Below are 16871 nucleotides of genomic sequence, written 5' to 3'. Positions count from 1 at the left end.
GGCAATTGGTCAGAGGCAGCTCGTCTTTGGAGTTGGGACGCGCAACCGTGAGTGAGGAATGGCGAATCTGCGCAGCGTATGTGGTTGCAGGGGGCATTTTGCTAAGCCTGTTGTTCATCTTTGTGACCGTGACCACGGGCTTTCGCTATGCAAAAAAAATAGAACAACGAGTCTCGACACGTTCTGGCAGTCTTTCCGGTGTCGGCGAGATCTGGTCAGAAGCGCTTGTTGGCCGCTTCGTCAGATGCAGTCATGTCTTTGCGTTCCTCGTTTTCCGTAATTGTTCGTCTCGTTTCTGCCACAAGCGTGCATCCATGTTGGGTGACCCATATATTTCGCTGCCGAGGTCCTGGCAAGCTTGGTGCCTGGTGCCTGTGTTGTCGATGTACGGAACGCTCGTGGTTGTTCTGCTGGCGGGTATATTTATGCAAATCACTGCGACCCTTTGAAGGCACAATCTGTTTCGAATATTTCACTACTTTCGGTTGTTTCGTTTGTGGTAAAGTCTAGGTCAATACTTCTAACCCGGAATTTCGTGGAGATGAATGCCATGACGGCCCAGAAAGTAGTCCATTTGCCGACTCAGGCAGAGATGGAACAGGCAAAAATATCCAGCCGGACGTTATCGAAGTACGCGAACGCTGATCGGGTTCAGATGTCCTTGCGGGGTAGCAATGGTGAAACCGACGAGCTGGTGTTACCGGGCCATGTGATCCAGATTCTTCTGGATGTGCTCTCGGAGATGTCCCGTGGGAATGCCATCAGCCTGATACCTCATCATCAGGAATTGAGCACGCAGGAGGCGGCCAATTTGCTCAACGTTAGTCGTCCATATCTCGTTGGCCTGCTCGAAAAGGGAGATATCCCGTTCCGCAAAGTCGGTGCTCACAGGCGGGTCTTGCTGACCGATGTACTCACCTACAAAGAGAGTATCGACCGACAAAGGCGTGAAACGCTGGCAGAGTTAACTGCGCTGTCCCAGAGTGAGGGCATGGGATACTGAGCGCCGATGAGCAAATTTACCGTGGTTTACGATGCCTGCGTTCTCTATCCCGCGCCTCTGCGGGACACGTTAATGCGGCTGGCGCTCACGGATCTCTTCAAGGCACATTGGACGGATGATATTCACCGGGAGTGGATCAGAGCGGTGCTCCGACAGGGCAAGCACTCCGAAGATCGGCTTGAGCGGACCAGAGACCTGATGGATCTTTATGTCCGGGATGCCAAAGTTACCGGATATGAGTCGTTGATCGAGTCATTAAATTTACCCGATCCGGATGATCGCCACGTTCTAGCTGCAGCGATTCGGGCCAATGCAGATGCGATCATTACTTTCAACCAGAAGGATTTCCCGGAGCCCGCTTTGTCGCCCTATGGTATCGAAACCCTGCACCCCGACGATTTCATTTTCTATCAGATTGATATGGCACCCTCGGTTTGCTGTTACGAAATCCGACAGCAGCGCTTGGACCTCAAGAACCCCGCACTGAATGTGGAAGAATTTCTCTCAGTGCTGCAAAAACAGCAGTTGCCCCAGACCGTTTCCAAACTCAGGGAGTTTGAGGCGCTGCTCTAATTACAGAGATTTACCCTTTCTAACAACGCCAACATCTCCCGCTGCGGCCAGATCCAGCCTTTGATGCCCTTAATCGTGCAGGGCCTGTCCGCTAACCACGCTCCGGTTCTGTAGGGTGCCAGGTCGCTGATCGGAAGCCGGTCATGCCAGATTTGATACTCCAGATCCTGCCCCATCCGGTTCATGGTTGCCTGCACGGAACGGTCGCATTCCGAGTCGCAAACCAGTTCTGCGAGGGCACCTTCGGCCGCGTTCATTTGTACCTCATTCGCACCGGATTTGAGCAGCGTGTTCATCAGCGAATCCTGAAACCACCAGTCCAGCTCCGCAAAGTCCGGCTTGGTCAGGCAGGTGGCCAGCACCGGAAAGCGGGTGCTGTTGTGAACGAACAACACGCAGTTGCGGCGCTGGATGGTGAGCAGGTTGGCGTGCCAGCCGCTGAGCAGGCTTTCAGGCTCATCATTGGCGGCATATGGCAGCGGTCGCTTGCGCTTGAGGCTACCGGATGCGTGCAGTGGCAGTTTTGCCAGCAGTTTCTTGGTGCAGTGGAGGCGGATCATGGGTTTCTTACTGTGTCCTTTCTGAGGCCCTGTTATTGCTTCCTTCGATTTGCGATGAAATAAGACGGAGTTTATGTTTCATGGGGTTAGCTCTTACTGAACACGGTCGGGGGATCAGTAGTGAAATAAAATGGAAGGATCTAATCCGTGCTTCCTCAAAACGAGAATAGCGGACTTACCGATGAAAAGAATAGCGTGCCAATACGCCATCGTGCGGTTTATGCCTTATATCGAGACGGGCGAGTTCGCCAACGTCGGTATTTTGCTGTGGGCGCCAAAAACCCGCTACCTGGGCTTTAAACTGCTTCGGAAAAAACATGCTCGTATTACCCAGTTTTTTGAAGAGCTGGACCGGGCGGTGTACCTCAAAACCATGGCGAATCTGGATGCTGAGTTGTGCAGAGTGCAGACGATGCTCCAAGACCAGATCGGCGAGTTTGGTGACAATGATCGGGAGTATGGGTTGCACAAAGGCCTGTTCCGGGAACTGATCCGACCCCGTGAAACCATTGTGCGATTCAGTGAGCAGCGGGCAGTGCTGACGGATAATCCAGAGAAAACACTGACTGAGCTCTACGAGTATTACGTTGACAGGAAGTTATCTCCGAGGGTGCCGCCCCGTTGATTTGTATTCTCCGAAGTCTTCCACGAGATCCTCTGGTTTGGCGTCTTCCAGGGCTTTGGCGCTGTTCTTACAGTACTCAGCCAACTCTGCCCCGGATGGCCGGAAGCGGCCGCGGAATGCGCGGGCGCCTTCCTTGTCGCCAATCAGCTTCATCATTTCCTCAAACAGTTCCGCGCCAAGCACGTAGCCTGCGGGCTTGTTGTGGCTCAGAACGGCAACGGGCTGATCGCCAAAATACTGCGCAGGATTGTTGCGTAACGCAGAGATGCTGACGGATTTCTCCGCCAGGATGGCGTGAGTTTTCATGACGAGCCCTCTCTTGGAAAAAAAGCACGAATATTCTGTTCAAATAAATGCACAAAAAATGTGCAGTATTTCAGTCACAATAATGCAAATTTTGGGTTTGTCAAAACCGGAACTCTGGACCGGTCTGCGTTTCCGGCCCGGATTTTTCGCTTTGGAATGGTCGCTGTTCTACAGAGCTTCCGAAACTTCTGCTTTTGCCTCTGGAATTCGCAATTCGCCGGAGAGGAGTTTGGGGAGGAGAGTGTCGCGGAGCTTCGTCAATGCATCCGTTTGCTCGGAAGTGAGCAGGATTCGCGAATAAATCGCCTCCGCTTTCTCGTTGAACGCCTCCAGTATCCCTTTTCCGGGCACCAGAAACGGAATCGGGCGGAAGTTCTTTTTGCTGATTTCCTGAAAGGTGCTGCCATTGGCCCGGTCTGTAATCTGGTTCATATTGGTTTTCGACCAGCACAACAGATAAACCGGCCCGTAGTTCTGGTTGGGGAGCATGGCAATGATGCCCTGATTGACGGAAATCGGGATGTCGCTGATGGCCAGGTAGCCAATCGGCGCTCTGGAGGACATCAGCACCGTGCCCTTCGGAAGTTGGCCCGACGAAATTTTCCGGACGCCGGCATCGGTCAGGTGTCTTTCGGTATCCATCAGCACCAGCGATTTCAGTTGGGACATGTCTCTGGGTGTGCAGAAAGGGTGTACTCCGTCGTCCCAGAAGTCCGGATTCTTGGTGCTCGGCGTGCCGCCGCCAGTGATCTCCACCTCTTCGCCAATGGTGCTGATCGTCCACCCCTCCGGCACCCACCCCATCTCCTCCGTCAGCACAAACCGGTCCGGGAACTGCTGGCGGATGTGGTCGGGCAGGGGGTTGCGCTGGTCGCCGAGGGCGGCTCTGGCGTCGGCGCGGGCCTGCAGGGCTTCGGGGATTGGGTTGCCGGCGGCCAGGGCGTTGTCGATCACCGGGTCGAAGTCCACGAACCAGCTTTTGAACAGGGCCTGGGCCATGGATTCGAGGGTGGCGTTGATTTGGTGGTTTAGGGCGATTTTGTCGTCAAGTGTCCCTAGGATTAGCGCAATCTGCCTTTGCGTACGGAAACTTGGAAACTTGAGCGTGATTTTCCTTAGTTCAGATTGTTTTATCCCCTTAACTGTCGTTCCCGTCGCCCGTCCCTCAAGTTGATGCTGCACATCTTGCGAAGAAATGAGGTATTTCAAAAAAGTATTGTCAAGAAGCCCAGACTTACCTCGCAAAGTTATAACTCTTTGTGCGAGAGCAATTTTCCGACCGTCTAACTGAGCTACCTCTCCGAGGGGAGCCTCTGTGGTCATCACTATGTCGCCAGGCTCGGGAATTCCCCGCCGCATCCAAGACTTATAGTCTTCTTCGGCAATATATTCTGACGTTGGCTCAATAGAGCCACCTTTTATGATCTTGGCGGTAATCAGCGGAATACCTGACGACGTTTTCTTTGGAGTTTTACCGCGGTAGTCGATTATTGCTTCCATGCACTTTTCCAAAGGAAGCTCTGTCCACTCACTCCCCATAACCCAACCCCTCCAGATTCCCCCGAATCACCGCATCCAGCTTCTCCCCCTCAGCCATCTGCCGATACAGCGTCTGGCTCAGCTCTGCCATTTTCACTTCAAACGGCACGCCGTCGTCCTCAATCTCCGCTGCACCCACGTAGCGGCCGGGGGTGAGCACGTAGTCGTTGGCCTTGATGTCCTCAATGGTGACGGCCTTGCAGAAGCCGGGTACGTCCTCGTAATCACCGTCTTTCGCCTCACCGCGCCAGGCGTGGTAGGTGCGGGCGATGTGGGCGATGTCGTCGGGGGTGAGTTCTTTGTGGATGCGGCTGATCATGCTGCCCATGTTGCGGGCATCGATGAACAGGGTTTCGCCTTCCCGGTTGCGGTGGTTGCTGTCGCTGTGGCCGGGGATGGTCTGGGCCTTCTTGTTCTTGGTGAGGAACCACAGGCACACGGGGATCTGGGTTGTGTAGAACAACTGGCCGGGCAGGGCGATCATGCAGTCCACCAGGTCGTTCTCGATGATCTTCTGGCGGATGGCGCCTTCGCCCTTGGTGTTGGTGGACATGGAGCCGTTGGCCATCACAAACCCGGCGGTGCCGTGTTCGGACAGCTTGGCGATCATGTGCAAAATCCAGGCGTAGTTCGCGTTGCCGGTGGGCGGTACCTCGTAGCCGGCCCAGCGGGGGTCGTCGGTGAGTTCGTCCGGGGCGCGCCATTGGTCCATGTTGAACGGCGGGTTGGCCAGAATGAAGTCGGCCTTCAGGTCCGGGTGCTGGTCCTTGAAGAAGCTGTCGGCCGGTACGTCGCCCAGGTTGCCCGCTATGCCGCGAATGGCCAGGTTCATTTTGGCCAGCTTGTAGGTGGTGGCGGTGTATTCCTGGCCGTAGATGGAGATGTCTTTCTGGTTGCCCTGGTGGCTTTCCACAAACTTGATGGACTGTACGAACATGCCGCCGGAGCCGCAGCAGGGGTCGTAGATCTTGCCCTGAAACGGCTCGATCATCTCGGCCAGCAGGTTCACCACGCACTTGGGCGTGTAGAACTCGCCGCCGCCCTTGCCCTCGGTGGCGGCGAACTTGCCCAGGAAGTACTCGTACACCCGGCCGACCACGTCCTGTTCCCGGTCTTCAACGGTGTCGATGTTGTCGATGGAGTCGATCAGCGCCGCCAGTTTGCTCACATCGATGCCCAGGCGGGAGAAGTAGTTGTCCGGCAGGGCGCCGCGCAGGGACTTGTTGGTTTTCTCGATGGTGGACAGCGCCGTGTCGATTTTCAGGGCGATGTCGTTTTGTTTGGCGTGCTTGCGAATATGGCTCCAGCGGGCCTCGGGCGGCAGGTAGAACACGTTTTTCATGGCGTAGAATTCCACCATGTCCACATAATCGCCCTGGCCTTCGGCAACCAATGCCTGTTTGCGTTCCTCGAACTTGTCGCTGACGAATTTCAGGAAGATCAGGCTGAGCACCACGTGCTTGTACTCGGAGGATTCCACCGTGCCGCGCAGTTTGTCGGCGGTGTCCCAGAGGGTCTGTTCGAAGCTTTTGGTGGTTTTCTTGTTGGGGGCTTTGGCCATGGGGGTTACTGCATCCTTGTCCGGCCGGGGAGTTCACCATCGCCGGTGGGTTAAACGGTTTTGGGAAGCATTGTTGCGATTTGGCGGCGGGCATTCAAGAAAAAAGCCCCCGCAAGCGGAGGCTTTGTCGAGCTGGTTTGGCTCAGTGAGCGAGCACCCGTGACAGAAACGCCTGGGTGCGTTCGTTCTGCGGGTTGTCGAACACGTCGTCCGGCTTGCCCTGCTCCACAATCTGGCCTTCGTGGATGTAGATGACCCGGTCGGCCACCTCCCGGGCGAAGCCCATCTCGTGGGTGACCACCATCATGGTCATGCCTTCCTTGGCCAGTTCCCGCATGACATCCAGCACCTCCCCGATCATTTCCGGATCGAGGGCCGAGGTGGGTTCGTCAAACAGCATCAGGCGTGGTTCCATGGCCAGGGCCCGAGCGATGGCCACCCGCTGTTGCTGCCCGCCGGACAGCTGGCTGGGGTATTTGTCGGCCTGGTTGCCGATACCCACCCGGTTCAGCAGGCGCTCGGCGGTGGCGTTGGCCACGGTTTGGGAGGTGCTTTTGACCTTCTGGGGCGCCAGCATGATGTTTTTCTTCACCGTGAGGTGAGGGAACAGGTTGAACTGCTGGAACACCATGCCGACTTCCTTGCGGATCTCCGCGAGGGCCTTCGGGTTGCCGCTTTTCGGCGCCAGCGGGTGACCGTCCACCTCCAGGTGGCCGGATTCGAACTCCTCCAGGCCGTTGACGCAGCGGATGAGGGTGGATTTGCCAGAGCCACTGGCGCCAATGATCACCACCACTTCGCCTTTCTCGACGGTCAGGTCAATATCTTTCAGGACATGCAGCTTGCCGAAGTACTTGTTCATGCCCTTCATTTTTACAATCTGAGTCATGGTTTCGGTTCCTTCAGACAGAGGCCAGTCCGCGCCGCTCAACGAGGCGGAGGATCAGGGACAGTGACAGCGTAATGGCCAGGTAAAGAATCGCGACCACGAAATACACCTCGAACGCGGTGAAGGTGTTGGCAATGTAGATCTGGCCCTGACGCACCAGCTCCCCGACGCCAATGACCGAGAACAGGGATGTGTCCTTGATACTGACGATGGCCTGGTTGCCCAGGGGCGGAATCATCCGGCGGAAGGCCTGGGGCCAGACCACCGACCAGAAGGTCTGGGTGCGGGACAGGCCCAGGGACAGCCCGGCCTCGGTCTGACCCTTGTCGATGGATTGCACACCACCACGAACCACCTCGGAAATGTAGGCCCCGGAGTTCAGGGCAATGGCGGCAATGCCGGCGGTGAGCGGGTCAATCGGGCCGCCGATCAGATCCGGCAGGCCATAGAAAATAAACAGCACCTGAACCAGGATGGGGGTGCCCCGGAAGATTTCGATGTAGGCGGTGGCCGGCCAGCGCAGGAACCATTTCTTGTTGATGCTGAGCAGCCCGAAGATGATGCCGAGTACAAACCCGATCAGCAGACCGCCAAAGGATATCAGCAGAGTGTAGGGGATACCCTTGAGCAGAAACGGAATGGAATCGATGGCTGCCTGCCAGTCGAACTGAAACTGGAATTCCACAGTGAGAGTCTCCGAAGAGTGTTTGGAGTCAGGAACTGCCGGGGCGCGCAGGCCCCGGCACAGGAATCGGACCGAAGGGGTCCATCAGCCGTTACATGTCGTCCGGCATCGGGCCGAACCACTTCTCGTAGATGGTCTTGTAGGTACCATCTTCCTTCATGGCGGCCAGGGCGGCGTTTACATCGTCCAGCCATTCGCTGCCGCTCTTGAGGGCAATGCCATACTGCTGGCCTTCATACAGCGGTCCCACGGTTTTCACCTTGCCTTCGCCCTTGGTGCGGGCAAAGTAACCGACGTTGGGGGCATCGTAGAACACCGCATCCACCGAACGGGACATCAGCGCCATGTACATGTCGGAGCTGCCCGGGTACGGGGTAACGCCGTCGTCGGCGTCGAGGTTCTTGATCAGGTAGTCGTAGCTGGTGCTGCCGATCTTGGTACCGATTTTCTTGCCTTCCAGATCGTCGAACTCGCTGACGTCTTCGTTGCCTTCGCGTACCAGGATCCGCAGACCGGAGTCGTAGTACGGGTCAGAGAAATCAACAATCTCTTCACGCTCGTCCGTGATGGTGATACCGGCAATGGCAATATCCACGTTGCCCGTCTGCAGGGCCGGAATGATGCCGTTGAAATCCATGGTGTTAAGATCAATTTCGAAACCGGCACGGTCGGCGACTTCCCGGATGATCTCCATGTCGAAGCCGATCATTTCTCCGGTTTCCTGGTCCATCATCTCGAACGGAACGAAACTCGGGTCAGTGACGACTCGCAGGGTCTCTGCGCTAACGGTTCCTGCGGCAACGGTGAGTGCCAGGCTGGCGCTTAGGGTCTTCAGCCATTTCGTGCTCATACATTCTCCTTTTCTTTCTTATGAGGCTCCGTTTGCCCGGTAAGGCAAGCCGAATCCACCACTGCTGTTGACTGCGATGGACGGGGAGCGTTGATGGAACTGCATCACATACACTTTAGACTATTACGCAGATGAGCACAGGAAATCAAATGCTTGGGGGGGGAGGTGCGGCTTGGGGGAGTTGTTGGATTACGGTCCTTTGGACCTAATCCAACCTACGGTGAGTGGCTTAAATTTGAAAAAAAGGGGTCAGATGAAGGGTTTCATCTGACCCCGGGGTTCACCGTCGGAACGGATGCCGTGACACCTTAGAACGCGATCTTTTCCCGGTCGCTGATTCCCAGATTTTTCCAGATGCTGAGACTGGGCTCGGCCTGGTTCAGGGTGTAGAAGTGCAGACCCGGGGCACCGGCCTTGAGCAGTTTCTCGCACATGTTGGTGACCACTTCCTCTCCGAACTTGCGGATGGAATCGGCGTCGTCGCCGTAGGCTTCAAGCTGCTTGCGAATCCAGCGTGGGATCTCCGCGCCGCACATGTCCGAGAAGCGCACCAGGCTTGAGAAATTGACGATGGGCATGATGCCCGGCACCACGGGGATGGTCACGCCCATTTTCTCCAGCCGGTCGATGAAGTAGAAGTAGCTGTCCGCATTGAAAAAGTACTGGGTAATGGCGCTGTTGGCGCCGGCCTGTACCTTGCGGGCGAAGTTCTTCAGGTCTTCCTCGGCGTTGCGGGCCTGGGGGTGGAATTCCGGGTAGGCGGCCACTTCCAGGTTGAAGGTGTCTCCGCTGTGCTCCCGGATGAATTCCACCAGCTCATTGGCGTAACGCAGTTCGCCGGCCGCCCCCATGCCGGAGGGCATGTCGCCCCGGAGGGCGACGACCCGGTTGATGCCATGCTCCCGGTACAGGTCCAGCAGCTCGCCGATTTCCTGGCGGGTGCCGCCCACGCACGACAGGTGCGGGGCCGTGGAAATGCCCTGCTTGTGCAGGTTCAGCACGGTTTCAATGGTGCGGTCCCGGGTGGAACCGCCGGCGCCGAAGGTGACCGAGAAAAAGTCCGGGTTCACCTCGGCAAGCTGGCTGCGCACGTTCTGCAGTTTTTCCTTGCCCTGGTCGGTTTTGGGCGGGAAAAACTCGAAGCTGAAGCGGCGCTTGAACTGTGTCTGGGATTGCATCTTGTTACCCGATCAGTACTTGTAGCTTTCCGGCTTGTACGGGCCTTCGACCGGTACACCGATGTATTTGGCCTGCTCCGGGGTCATCTTGGTGATCACGCCACCAAAGCCTTCCACCATGGCGCGGGCCACTTCCTCGTCGAGCTGCTTGGGCAGAACCTGGACGTATACGCCCTTTTCCCGGGCGTCTTCCGGCAGGTCGGCGAACTTGCGCTCGAACAGGTACATCTGGGCCAGCACCTGGTTGGCGAAAGAGCCGTCCATGATGCGGGACGGGTGACCCGTGGCATTGCCCAGGTTCACCAGGCGGCCTTCGGACAGCAGGATCAGGTGGTCGTTGGTGGTCTTGTCGCGGTAGACAATGTGCACCTGAGGCTTCACCTCGTCCCATTCCCAGTTCTTGCGCATGTAGGCGGTATCGATCTCGTTGTCGAAGTGGCCGATGTTGCATACCACGGCACCGCTCTTGAGCGCCTTGAGCATGTGCGCGTCACACACGTTCATGTTGCCGGTGGTGGTCACCAGCAGATCGGTGTTCTGCAGCAGGTCGCGGTTGATGCCGGCTTCGGTACCGGTGTTCACGCCGTCAATGTACGGAGACACCACTTCGAAACCGTCCATGCACGCCTGCATGGCACAGATCGGATCGGCCTCGGTCACCTTCACGATCATGCCTTCCTGACGTAGGGACGCAGCGGAGCCCTTGCCCACGTCGCCATAGCCGATCACAAGGGCCTTCTTGCCGGACATCAAGTGGTCGGTGGCGCGCTTGATGGCGTCGTTCAGGCTGTGACGACAACCGTACTTGTTGTCGTTCTTGGATTTGGTCACGGCGTCATTCACGTTGATGGCCGGTACCTTCAGGGTGCCCTCGCGCAGCATTTCCTGCAGGCGGTGCACGCCGGTGGTGGTCTCTTCGGTCACCCCGTGGCACTTGGCCAGGATTTCCGGGTATTTCTCGTGGAGCAGGGCGGTCAGGTCGCCGCCGTCGTCCAGGATCATGTTCGGCTCCCAGCCTTCCACATCAGCACCCACAGTGCGCTCGAGGCACCAGTCGTACTCTTCGTCAGTCTCGCCTTTCCAGGCAAACACGGGAATGCCCTGGGCGGCGATGGCGGCTGCGGCCTGGTCCTGGGTGGAGAAGATGTTGCAGGACGACCAGCGCACGTTGGCGCCCAGTTCCACCAGGGTCTCGATCAGCACGGCGGTCTGGATGGTCATGTGAATGCAGCCCATGATGTTCGCGCCTTTCAGCGGCTGCTCTGCCTTGTATTTCTCCCGGAGCTTCATCAGCGCGGGCATTTCGCCCTCGGCGATGTTGATTTCCTTCCGGCCCCAGCCGGCCAGGGAAATATCACGGACTTTGTAGTCGTCAAAGCTTTTCAGTTTTTCTGCCGGAGTGCTCATGGTGTTCTCCTGTCAGTCAGTTTGGTCTGGGCGCATGTCTGATGACATACGCCCGAAATAGGTTCAGATACCAGCGGCATCCTTGAGAGCCGCCGCGCGGTCGGTTTTTTCCCACGGGAATGCGGTAAACGTCCGGCCACCAACGGTCATCTCGTAGGGCTCGCGTCCAAAATGACCGTAGGCTGCGGTGGCCCGGTACATCGGGTGCAGCAGGTCGAGCATGTTGGTGATCGCGTACGGACGCAGGTCAAAGTGTTCGCGGACCAGCTGGATGATCTTGTCGTCGCTGATCTTGCCGGTGCCGAAGGTGTTCAGAGAGATCGACGTGGGCTGGGCCACACCGATGGCGTAGGACACCTGGATCTCGCACTTGTCGGCCAGGCCGGCAGCGACAATGTTCTTGGCCACGTAGCGGCCGGCGTAGGCGGCGGAACGGTCCACCTTGGACGGATCCTTGCCGGAGAAAGCACCGCCGCCGTGGCGGGCCATGCCGCCGTAGGTGTCTACGATGATCTTGCGGCCGGTCAGGCCACAGTCGCCCACCGGGCCGCCGATTACGAACTTGCCGGTCGGGTTGATGTGGAACTGGGTGTCCTTGTGCAGCAGTTCCGCCGGCAGGGCATGCTTGACGATCAGCTCCATCACCGCTTCTTTCAGGTCGTCCTGGGTCACGTCTTCGTCGTGCTGGGTGGAAAGCACCACGGCATCAATGCCGGCAACCCGGCCGTTCTCGTAGCGGCAGGTAACCTGGCTCTTGGCGTCCGGGCGCAGCCACGGCAGCAGGCCGCTCTTGCGGGCCTCGGCCTGGCGCTGCACCAGGCGGTGCGAGAAGGTGATCGGGGCCGGCATCAGCACGTCGGTTTCGTTGCTGGCGTAGCCGAACATCAGGCCCTGGTCGCCCGCGCCCTGGTCTTCCGGCTTCTGGCGATCCACGCCCTGGGCAATGTCCACGGACTGCTTGCCGATGATATTGATCACGCCGCAGGTGTCGCCGTCGTAACCAACGGTGGAGGAGGTGTAGCCGATGTCCTTGATCACGCCGCGCACCAGATCTTCCAGGTCGACCCAGGCGCTGGTGGTGATTTCACCGCCAACGATGGCAACACCGGTCTTCACCATGGTTTCGCAGGCAACCCGGGCGTGGGGGTCGTCTACCAGGATGGCGTCGAGGACGGCGTCGGAAATCTGGTCCGCCAGTTTGTCCGGGTGGCCTTCAGAGACCGATTCGGAAGTGAAGATGCTGTAGTCAGACATAGCACAAGCTCCTCTTTGAGCGTTTCAAATTCAGTGTGGGTGGTTCAAATTCAGTTCGGTAGCGGCTCTTTTTAAAGTGCGTTCCGCTTACCGGTTTGTTCGTGAATGTGAGCATACGTAAAACTACGTATCTGTATATCAAAATTTGTTGATATTGCGATTCCGGTCGTCAGACCTGGCCACTGTGCTTCCAGAACTCCCGAACCTGGATCTGGAAACCGTTGCGCAGCCCGATAAACAGCTGCTCGCCGGCCACCAGCCCGGCGTCGTCCGCCCAGGCGGTAAGTTCTTCCGGCTCGAAACCCAACCACAGGTCACCGCAATTGGCCTTGGCCCAGTCCTGGTCATGGCTGCACAGATCGCTGATCACCAGGCAGCCGCCGTTGTTCATCAGCGCCGCCGCGTCCAGAAAGATATCCGCGGGGCTGGGCACGTGGTGCAGCACCATGTTGGCCACCACCAGATCAAAGGCATCGCCCCGGGCCAGCAGGGTGTCGGTGACCCCTTCAATCAGGTCGATGTTGTTCAGCCGCTCGTCAATGCAGGTCCGGGTGGCCTTGGCCAGCATGTCCCGGCTGTTGTCCAGCGCAACCACGTGGCCGCACAGCTCGGCCAGCACCGGCAGGAAGCCGCCTTCGCCGGGTCCGATTTCCAGGGCAGTCTGCCACTGGTGCTTGCGTGACCGCTTGCGGATCAGCTCCGCCACCGGTTCGGCGTAAAGCTCGAATGCGGCAATCAGCTCCTGCTGTTCCCGGAACTGCTCCGCATGCCGGGCGAAGAACGCCTGGGACTGGTCAGCCCGCTGGTTGCGGATGGCCTCGATCTTCTCCTGAAGGTGCGTGGGCAGGGGCACGCGGTCCACCGCCTCGAAAATCTGCCGGATGGTCTGGTCCGTGGGCTTGTCGCTGTCCAGGTGCAGCGGGCGACGGTAGAAGATGGCGTTGCCTTCCCGCTGCGGCTCCAACAAGCCGGCCTTGTTCATCACCTTCAGGTGGTGGCTCATGCCGGACTGGCGCATGTCGAACAGTTGGCTGAGTTCGAGCACGCCAAAGGTATCCCGGCGCAGAACGCGCAGGATCTCCAGGCGTAGCGGGTCGCCGCTCGCTTTGAAGATCGGTGCCAGGGCGTCCACAGAGGACAGGGTGTCGGCATGTGCGTTCATGGATGTCATGGGGCCAAAGTTTAGGGGGCTTCCGGTGGTCAATCAATAGCAATATCAAAAAATTTTGATATAGGGGTGAATTTTGTCGCATCCGGATCGTTTCGGGAATCCGTAGGCAAACAATCGTGAAACAGGCGAATGCCGATTTGCCCCGGCACACAGTAATCGGCGAAAATACGCGCCTCTTTTTTGAACAGCCCTATTTTTCCCCGAAAACACTGGAGAAACGTCAATGCCGTCTCGTAAAGATCTCGCCAACGCCATTCGCGCGCTGAGCATGGATGCGGTTCAGAAAGCCAAGTCCGGCCACCCGGGTGCGCCCATGGGTATGGCGGATATCGCCGAGGTACTGTGGAACGATTATCTGAACCACAACCCGGCCAACCCTCAGTGGGCCAACCGGGACCGCTTCGTGCTGTCCAACGGTCACGGCTCCATGCTGCAGTACTCGCTGCTGCACCTGAGCGGTTATGACGTTTCCATCGAGGACATCAAGAACTTCCGTCAGCTGCACTCCAAGACACCGGGCCACCCCGAGTACGGCTACACTCCGGGTGTCGAGACCACCACCGGTCCCCTGGGGCAGGGCATTGCCAACGCCGTGGGTTTCGCCATTGCCGAGAAATCCCTGGCGGCACAATTCAACCGCCCGGGCCACGAGATTGTCGATCATTACACCTACGCGTTCCTGGGCGATGGCTGCCTGATGGAAGGCATCTCCCACGAAGTGGCGTCCCTGGCTGGCACCCTGGGGCTGGGCAAGCTGATCTTCTTCTACGATGACAACGGCATCTCCATCGACGGCGAGGTGGACGGCTGGTTCACCGACAACACCCCCCAGCGTTTCGAAGCCTACGGCTGGCAGGTGATCCCGGCGGTCGATGGCCACGATCCCGACGCCATTCGTGCCGCGATTGAAGCCGGCCGGGCCAATACCGAACAGCCCACCCTGATTTGCTGCAAGACCATCATCGGTTTTGGTTCTCCGAACAAGCAGGGCAAGGAAAGCTGTCACGGTGCCCCGTTGGGTGACGACGAAATTACCCTGACCCGCGAGCAACTGGGCTGGCAGCACGGTCCGTTCGAAATCCCGGCCGACATTGCAACTGCCTGGAATGCCCGTGAGAAAGGTGCCGCTGCCCAGTCCGAGTGGGAGCAGAAGTTCGCCGCCTATGAAAAGGCCGAGCCGGAGCTGGCGGCCGAGTTCAAGCGCCGCATGGCCGGCGACCTGCCCGCCGATTTCGCCGAGAAGGCCCAGGCCTACATCCAGGAGTGCCAGGACAAGGCCGAAACCGTGGCTTCCCGGAAAGCGTCCCAGAACACCCTGAACGCCTACGGCCCGCTGCTGCCGGAACTGATGGGTGGCTCTGCCGACCTGGCCGGCTCCAACCTGACCATCTGGGGCGGCTCCAAGGGGCTGACCAAAGAGGACGCCAGCGGTAACTACATCTATTACGGCGTGCGCGAGTTCGGCATGGCCGCTATCATGAACGGCATCGCCCTGCACGGAGGTTTCGTACCCTACGGTGCTACCTTCCTGATCTTCATGGAATACTGCCGCAACGCCGTGCGCATGGCCGCACTGATGAAGCAGCGTTCTATCTTCGTGTTCACTCACGATTCTATTGGCCTGGGCGAAGATGGCCCGACACACCAGCCGATCGAGCAGATGGCCAGCCTGCGCACCACGCCCAACATGAGCACCTGGCGCCCGGCCGACACCGTGGAATCCGCGGTGGCCTGGAAAGCCGCCCTCGAGCGCAAGGACGGCCCCACCGCCATGGTCTTCTCCCGTCAGGGTCTGCCGGCCCAGGATCGTGACGCCCAGCAGCTGGCCGACGTGGCCAAGGGCGCTTACATCCTCTCCGACAGCGAGGGCACCCCGGAACTGATCCTGATCGCCACTGGCTCCGAAGTGGGTCTGGCCCAGGAGGCCGCCGCCAAGCTGCGCGAACAGGGCCGGAAAGTGCGCGTGGTGTCCATGCCGTCCACCGACGTGTTCGACGCCCAAAGCGCCGAGTACAAGCAGCAGGTGCTGCCGCTGGACGTGACCAACCGCGTGGCCATCGAAGCCGGCATTGCCGACTACTGGTACAAGTACGTGGGCCTGGATGGCCGCATCATCGGCATGACCACCTTTGGCGAGTCCGCACCCGCCGGTGAGCTGTTCAAGGAATTCGGCTTCACCGTCGACAACGTGCTGGAAGTGGCCTCTGAATTGCTGGATGCGTGATGACAGACTCTGCGCCTTTTCGTATCGCCATCAACGGGTACGGCCGTATCGGCCAGTGCGTGTTGCGTGCGCTCTATGAAAACGGCTTTCGCGATCGCCTGCAGGTGGTCGCGATCAATGAGCTGTCGGACATCGACACCATCGCCCACCTGACCCGCTACGACTCCACCCACGGCCGGTTCCAGGGAGAAATCTCGGTGTCGGATCAGGACCTGATGGTCAACGGCGACGCCATCCGGGTGCTGCGCCACGCCGACCCGGCAGAACTGCCCTGGGGGCTGTTGGATGTGGATCTGGTGCTGGAGTGCTCCGGCGCGTTCTCTGACCGTGCCACGGCCCAGAAGCACATCGATGCTGGCGCCAAACGCCTGTTGTTTTCCCAGCCGGCGGAATCCGATGTCGACCGCACCGTGGTCTACGGCATCAACCACCGGGAGCTCACCGGCGACGATGTGATTGTGGCGGCCGCTTCGTGCACCACCAACTGCCTGGTGCCGGTGATCAAGGTGTTGAATGACGCCCTCGGCGTGGAGCAGGGCACGACCACAACCATCCACGCCGCCATGAACGACCAGCCGGTCATCGACGCCTACCACCACCAGGACCTGCGCCGCACGCGCAGCGCCCTGCACAACATCGTGCCGGTGGACACTGGCCTGGCTAAAGGCATCGAACGTCTGCTGCCGGAGATGGAAGGCAAGTTCAGTTCGGTTGCCATGCGGGTGCCGACCATGAACGTCTCCGCCATCGACATGGTGGTGAACGTGCGTGAGAACACAGACGTGGCAGCGGTAAATACCCTGTTAAAAGAGGCCGCCAACGGCCCGTTAAAGAGCATTCTCGGCTACACCGACGAACTGCTGGCCAGCTCCGACTTCAACCACGACGCCCACTCTGGCGTGGTGGACGGCGGCCAGACCCGGGTCACCGGGGGCACCATGGTGAAAGTGCTGTGCTGGTTCGATAATGAGTGGGGGTTCGCAAACCGGATGCTCGATGTCAGCAAAAGCTGGCTGACGAAACAACGAACCTGATTGCCGGTTTTC

18 protein-coding genes are annotated in these 16871 nt (G+C 58.7%); 6 read left to right on the top strand and 12 right to left on the bottom strand.

What is annotated here, in order from left to right; genetic code table 11:
* Positions 1–47 precede the first annotated feature (47 nt).
* The 3 genes from ACFC20_RS06990 to ACFC20_RS06980 all read left to right on the top strand — a co-directional run bounded on the left by ACFC20_RS06990 (position 48) and on the right by ACFC20_RS06980 (position 1576).
* Positions 48–449 (top strand): hypothetical protein, encoded by a 402-nt coding sequence (locus tag ACFC20_RS06990; protein ID WP_375192368.1) that lies wholly within the window; start codon positions 48–50, stop codon positions 447–449.
* Positions 450–550: 101 nt separating this feature from the next.
* Entirely contained in the window at positions 551–1003 is a 453-nt protein-coding gene (locus ACFC20_RS06985) for an excisionase family DNA-binding protein (protein WP_375192367.1), read from the top strand.
* Between the two features lie 6 nt (positions 1004–1009).
* Positions 1010–1576, top strand: a complete 567-nt coding sequence (locus ACFC20_RS06980) for a PIN domain-containing protein (RefSeq protein WP_375192366.1) — start codon at positions 1010–1012, stop codon at positions 1574–1576.
* Here ACFC20_RS06980 and ACFC20_RS06975 read toward each other — a convergent pair.
* Positions 1573–2136 carry a hypothetical protein gene (locus ACFC20_RS06975; RefSeq protein WP_375192365.1) on the bottom strand — a complete coding sequence of 188 codons (564 nt, stop codon included), beginning with the start codon at positions 2134–2136 and terminating at the stop codon, positions 1573–1575. The genes ACFC20_RS06980 and ACFC20_RS06975 overlap by 4 nt on opposite strands.
* 130 nt (positions 2137–2266) lie before the next feature.
* On the opposite strand from ACFC20_RS06975, the gene ACFC20_RS06970 reads away from it, so the two are divergent.
* Positions 2267–2761, top strand: a complete 495-nt coding sequence (locus ACFC20_RS06970; protein WP_375192364.1) for a DUF3037 domain-containing protein — start codon at positions 2267–2269, stop codon at positions 2759–2761.
* Here ACFC20_RS06970 and yafN read toward each other — a convergent pair.
* From yafN to ACFC20_RS06915, 11 genes are all read right to left on the bottom strand, one after another.
* Positions 2735–3067: a type I toxin-antitoxin system antitoxin YafN gene (gene yafN / locus ACFC20_RS06965; protein ID WP_375192363.1), complete on the bottom strand. Its 333-nt coding sequence runs from the start codon at positions 3065–3067 to the stop codon at positions 2735–2737. The genes ACFC20_RS06970 and yafN overlap by 27 nt on opposite strands.
* Before the next feature lie 168 nt (positions 3068–3235).
* The gene (locus tag ACFC20_RS06960) at positions 3236–4567 is read right to left on the bottom strand and encodes a restriction endonuclease subunit S (RefSeq protein ID WP_375192362.1); all 1332 of its coding nucleotides are present in this window, start codon (positions 4565–4567) and stop codon (positions 3236–3238) included.
* A gap of 28 nt (positions 4568–4595) precedes the next feature.
* Positions 4596–6167, bottom strand: coding sequence for a type I restriction-modification system subunit M (locus tag ACFC20_RS06955; protein WP_375192361.1), 1572 nt, complete (start codon positions 6165–6167; stop codon positions 4596–4598).
* Positions 6168–6309: 142 nt separating this feature from the next.
* Positions 6310–7056 (bottom strand): amino acid ABC transporter ATP-binding protein, encoded by a 747-nt coding sequence (locus ACFC20_RS06950; protein ID WP_375192360.1) that lies wholly within the window; start codon positions 7054–7056, stop codon positions 6310–6312.
* 13 nt (positions 7057–7069) lie between these two features.
* Positions 7070–7741 (bottom strand): amino acid ABC transporter permease, encoded by a 672-nt coding sequence (locus tag ACFC20_RS06945; protein ID WP_375192359.1) that lies wholly within the window; start codon positions 7739–7741, stop codon positions 7070–7072.
* 91 nt (positions 7742–7832) lie between these two features.
* Entirely contained in the window at positions 7833–8591 is a 759-nt protein-coding gene (locus ACFC20_RS06940) for a transporter substrate-binding domain-containing protein (protein ID WP_375192358.1), read from the bottom strand.
* A 308-nt stretch (positions 8592–8899) separates the two neighbouring features.
* Positions 8900–9769: a methylenetetrahydrofolate reductase [NAD(P)H] gene (gene metF / locus ACFC20_RS06935; protein ID WP_375192357.1), complete on the bottom strand. Its 870-nt coding sequence runs from the start codon at positions 9767–9769 to the stop codon at positions 8900–8902.
* A gap of 12 nt (positions 9770–9781) precedes the next feature.
* The gene (ahcY, locus tag ACFC20_RS06930) at positions 9782–11176 is read right to left on the bottom strand and encodes an adenosylhomocysteinase (protein WP_375192356.1); all 1395 of its coding nucleotides are present in this window, start codon (positions 11174–11176) and stop codon (positions 9782–9784) included.
* Between the two features lie 63 nt (positions 11177–11239).
* Complete coding sequence (gene metK, locus ACFC20_RS06925) at positions 11240–12430, bottom strand: methionine adenosyltransferase (RefSeq protein ID WP_375192355.1); 1191 nt, start codon at positions 12428–12430, stop codon at positions 11240–11242.
* 169 nt (positions 12431–12599) lie between these two features.
* Positions 12600–13601 (bottom strand): metalloregulator ArsR/SmtB family transcription factor, encoded by a 1002-nt coding sequence (locus tag ACFC20_RS06920; protein WP_375192354.1) that lies wholly within the window; start codon positions 13599–13601, stop codon positions 12600–12602.
* Positions 13602–13630: 29 nt separating this feature from the next.
* Positions 13631–13825, bottom strand: coding sequence for a hypothetical protein (locus ACFC20_RS06915; RefSeq protein ID WP_375192353.1), 195 nt, complete (start codon positions 13823–13825; stop codon positions 13631–13633).
* On the opposite strand from ACFC20_RS06915, the gene tkt reads away from it, so the two are divergent.
* Positions 13825–15825 carry a transketolase gene (tkt, locus tag ACFC20_RS06910; RefSeq protein WP_375192352.1) on the top strand — a complete coding sequence of 667 codons (2001 nt, stop codon included), beginning with the start codon at positions 13825–13827 and terminating at the stop codon, positions 15823–15825. The genes ACFC20_RS06915 and tkt overlap by 1 nt on opposite strands.
* A complete protein-coding gene (gene gap, locus ACFC20_RS06905) occupies positions 15825–16859 on the top strand; it encodes a type I glyceraldehyde-3-phosphate dehydrogenase (RefSeq protein ID WP_375183093.1) in 1035 nt (344 codons plus the stop codon). Before tkt ends, gap begins: the two co-directional genes overlap by 1 nt.
* The last annotated feature ends 12 nt before the right edge of the window (positions 16860–16871 follow it).

This window comes from Marinobacter sp. (assembly GCF_041984545.1).
Classification (GTDB): domain Bacteria; phylum Pseudomonadota; class Gammaproteobacteria; order Pseudomonadales; family Oleiphilaceae; genus Marinobacter.
Note: the sequence above shows the minus strand (reverse complement) of the source record. Positions and strands in the feature narration are given on the sequence as shown.

What these genes read in the sequence shown, in the direction of transcription:
- tkt (WP_375192352.1), top strand. Translation starts at nt 13,825, where the DNA reads ATGCCGTCTCGTAAAGATCTCGCCAACGCCATTCGCGCGCTGAGCATG.
- ACFC20_RS06960 (WP_375192362.1), bottom strand. Translation starts at nt 4,567, where the DNA reads ATGGAAGCAATAATCGACTACCGCGGTAAAACTCCAAAGAAAACGTCG.
- ACFC20_RS06980 (WP_375192366.1), top strand. Translation starts at nt 1,010, where the DNA reads ATGAGCAAATTTACCGTGGTTTACGATGCCTGCGTTCTCTATCCCGCG.
- ACFC20_RS06940 (WP_375192358.1), bottom strand. Translation starts at nt 8,591, where the DNA reads ATGAGCACGAAATGGCTGAAGACCCTAAGCGCCAGCCTGGCACTCACC.
- ACFC20_RS06970 (WP_375192364.1), top strand. Translation starts at nt 2,267, where the DNA reads ATGGAAGGATCTAATCCGTGCTTCCTCAAAACGAGAATAGCGGACTTA.
- ACFC20_RS06920 (WP_375192354.1), bottom strand. Translation starts at nt 13,601, where the DNA reads ATGACATCCATGAACGCACATGCCGACACCCTGTCCTCTGTGGACGCC.
- metF (WP_375192357.1), bottom strand. Translation starts at nt 9,769, where the DNA reads ATGCAATCCCAGACACAGTTCAAGCGCCGCTTCAGCTTCGAGTTTTTC.
- gap (WP_375183093.1), top strand. Translation starts at nt 15,825, where the DNA reads ATGACAGACTCTGCGCCTTTTCGTATCGCCATCAACGGGTACGGCCGT.
- ACFC20_RS06955 (WP_375192361.1), bottom strand. Translation starts at nt 6,167, where the DNA reads ATGGCCAAAGCCCCCAACAAGAAAACCACCAAAAGCTTCGAACAGACC.
- yafN (WP_375192363.1), bottom strand. Translation starts at nt 3,067, where the DNA reads ATGAAAACTCACGCCATCCTGGCGGAGAAATCCGTCAGCATCTCTGCG.
- ACFC20_RS06975 (WP_375192365.1), bottom strand. Translation starts at nt 2,136, where the DNA reads ATGATCCGCCTCCACTGCACCAAGAAACTGCTGGCAAAACTGCCACTG.
- ahcY (WP_375192356.1), bottom strand. Translation starts at nt 11,176, where the DNA reads ATGAGCACTCCGGCAGAAAAACTGAAAAGCTTTGACGACTACAAAGTC.
- ACFC20_RS06985 (WP_375192367.1), top strand. Translation starts at nt 551, where the DNA reads ATGACGGCCCAGAAAGTAGTCCATTTGCCGACTCAGGCAGAGATGGAA.
- ACFC20_RS06950 (WP_375192360.1), bottom strand. Translation starts at nt 7,056, where the DNA reads ATGACTCAGATTGTAAAAATGAAGGGCATGAACAAGTACTTCGGCAAG.
- metK (WP_375192355.1), bottom strand. Translation starts at nt 12,430, where the DNA reads ATGTCTGACTACAGCATCTTCACTTCCGAATCGGTCTCTGAAGGCCAC.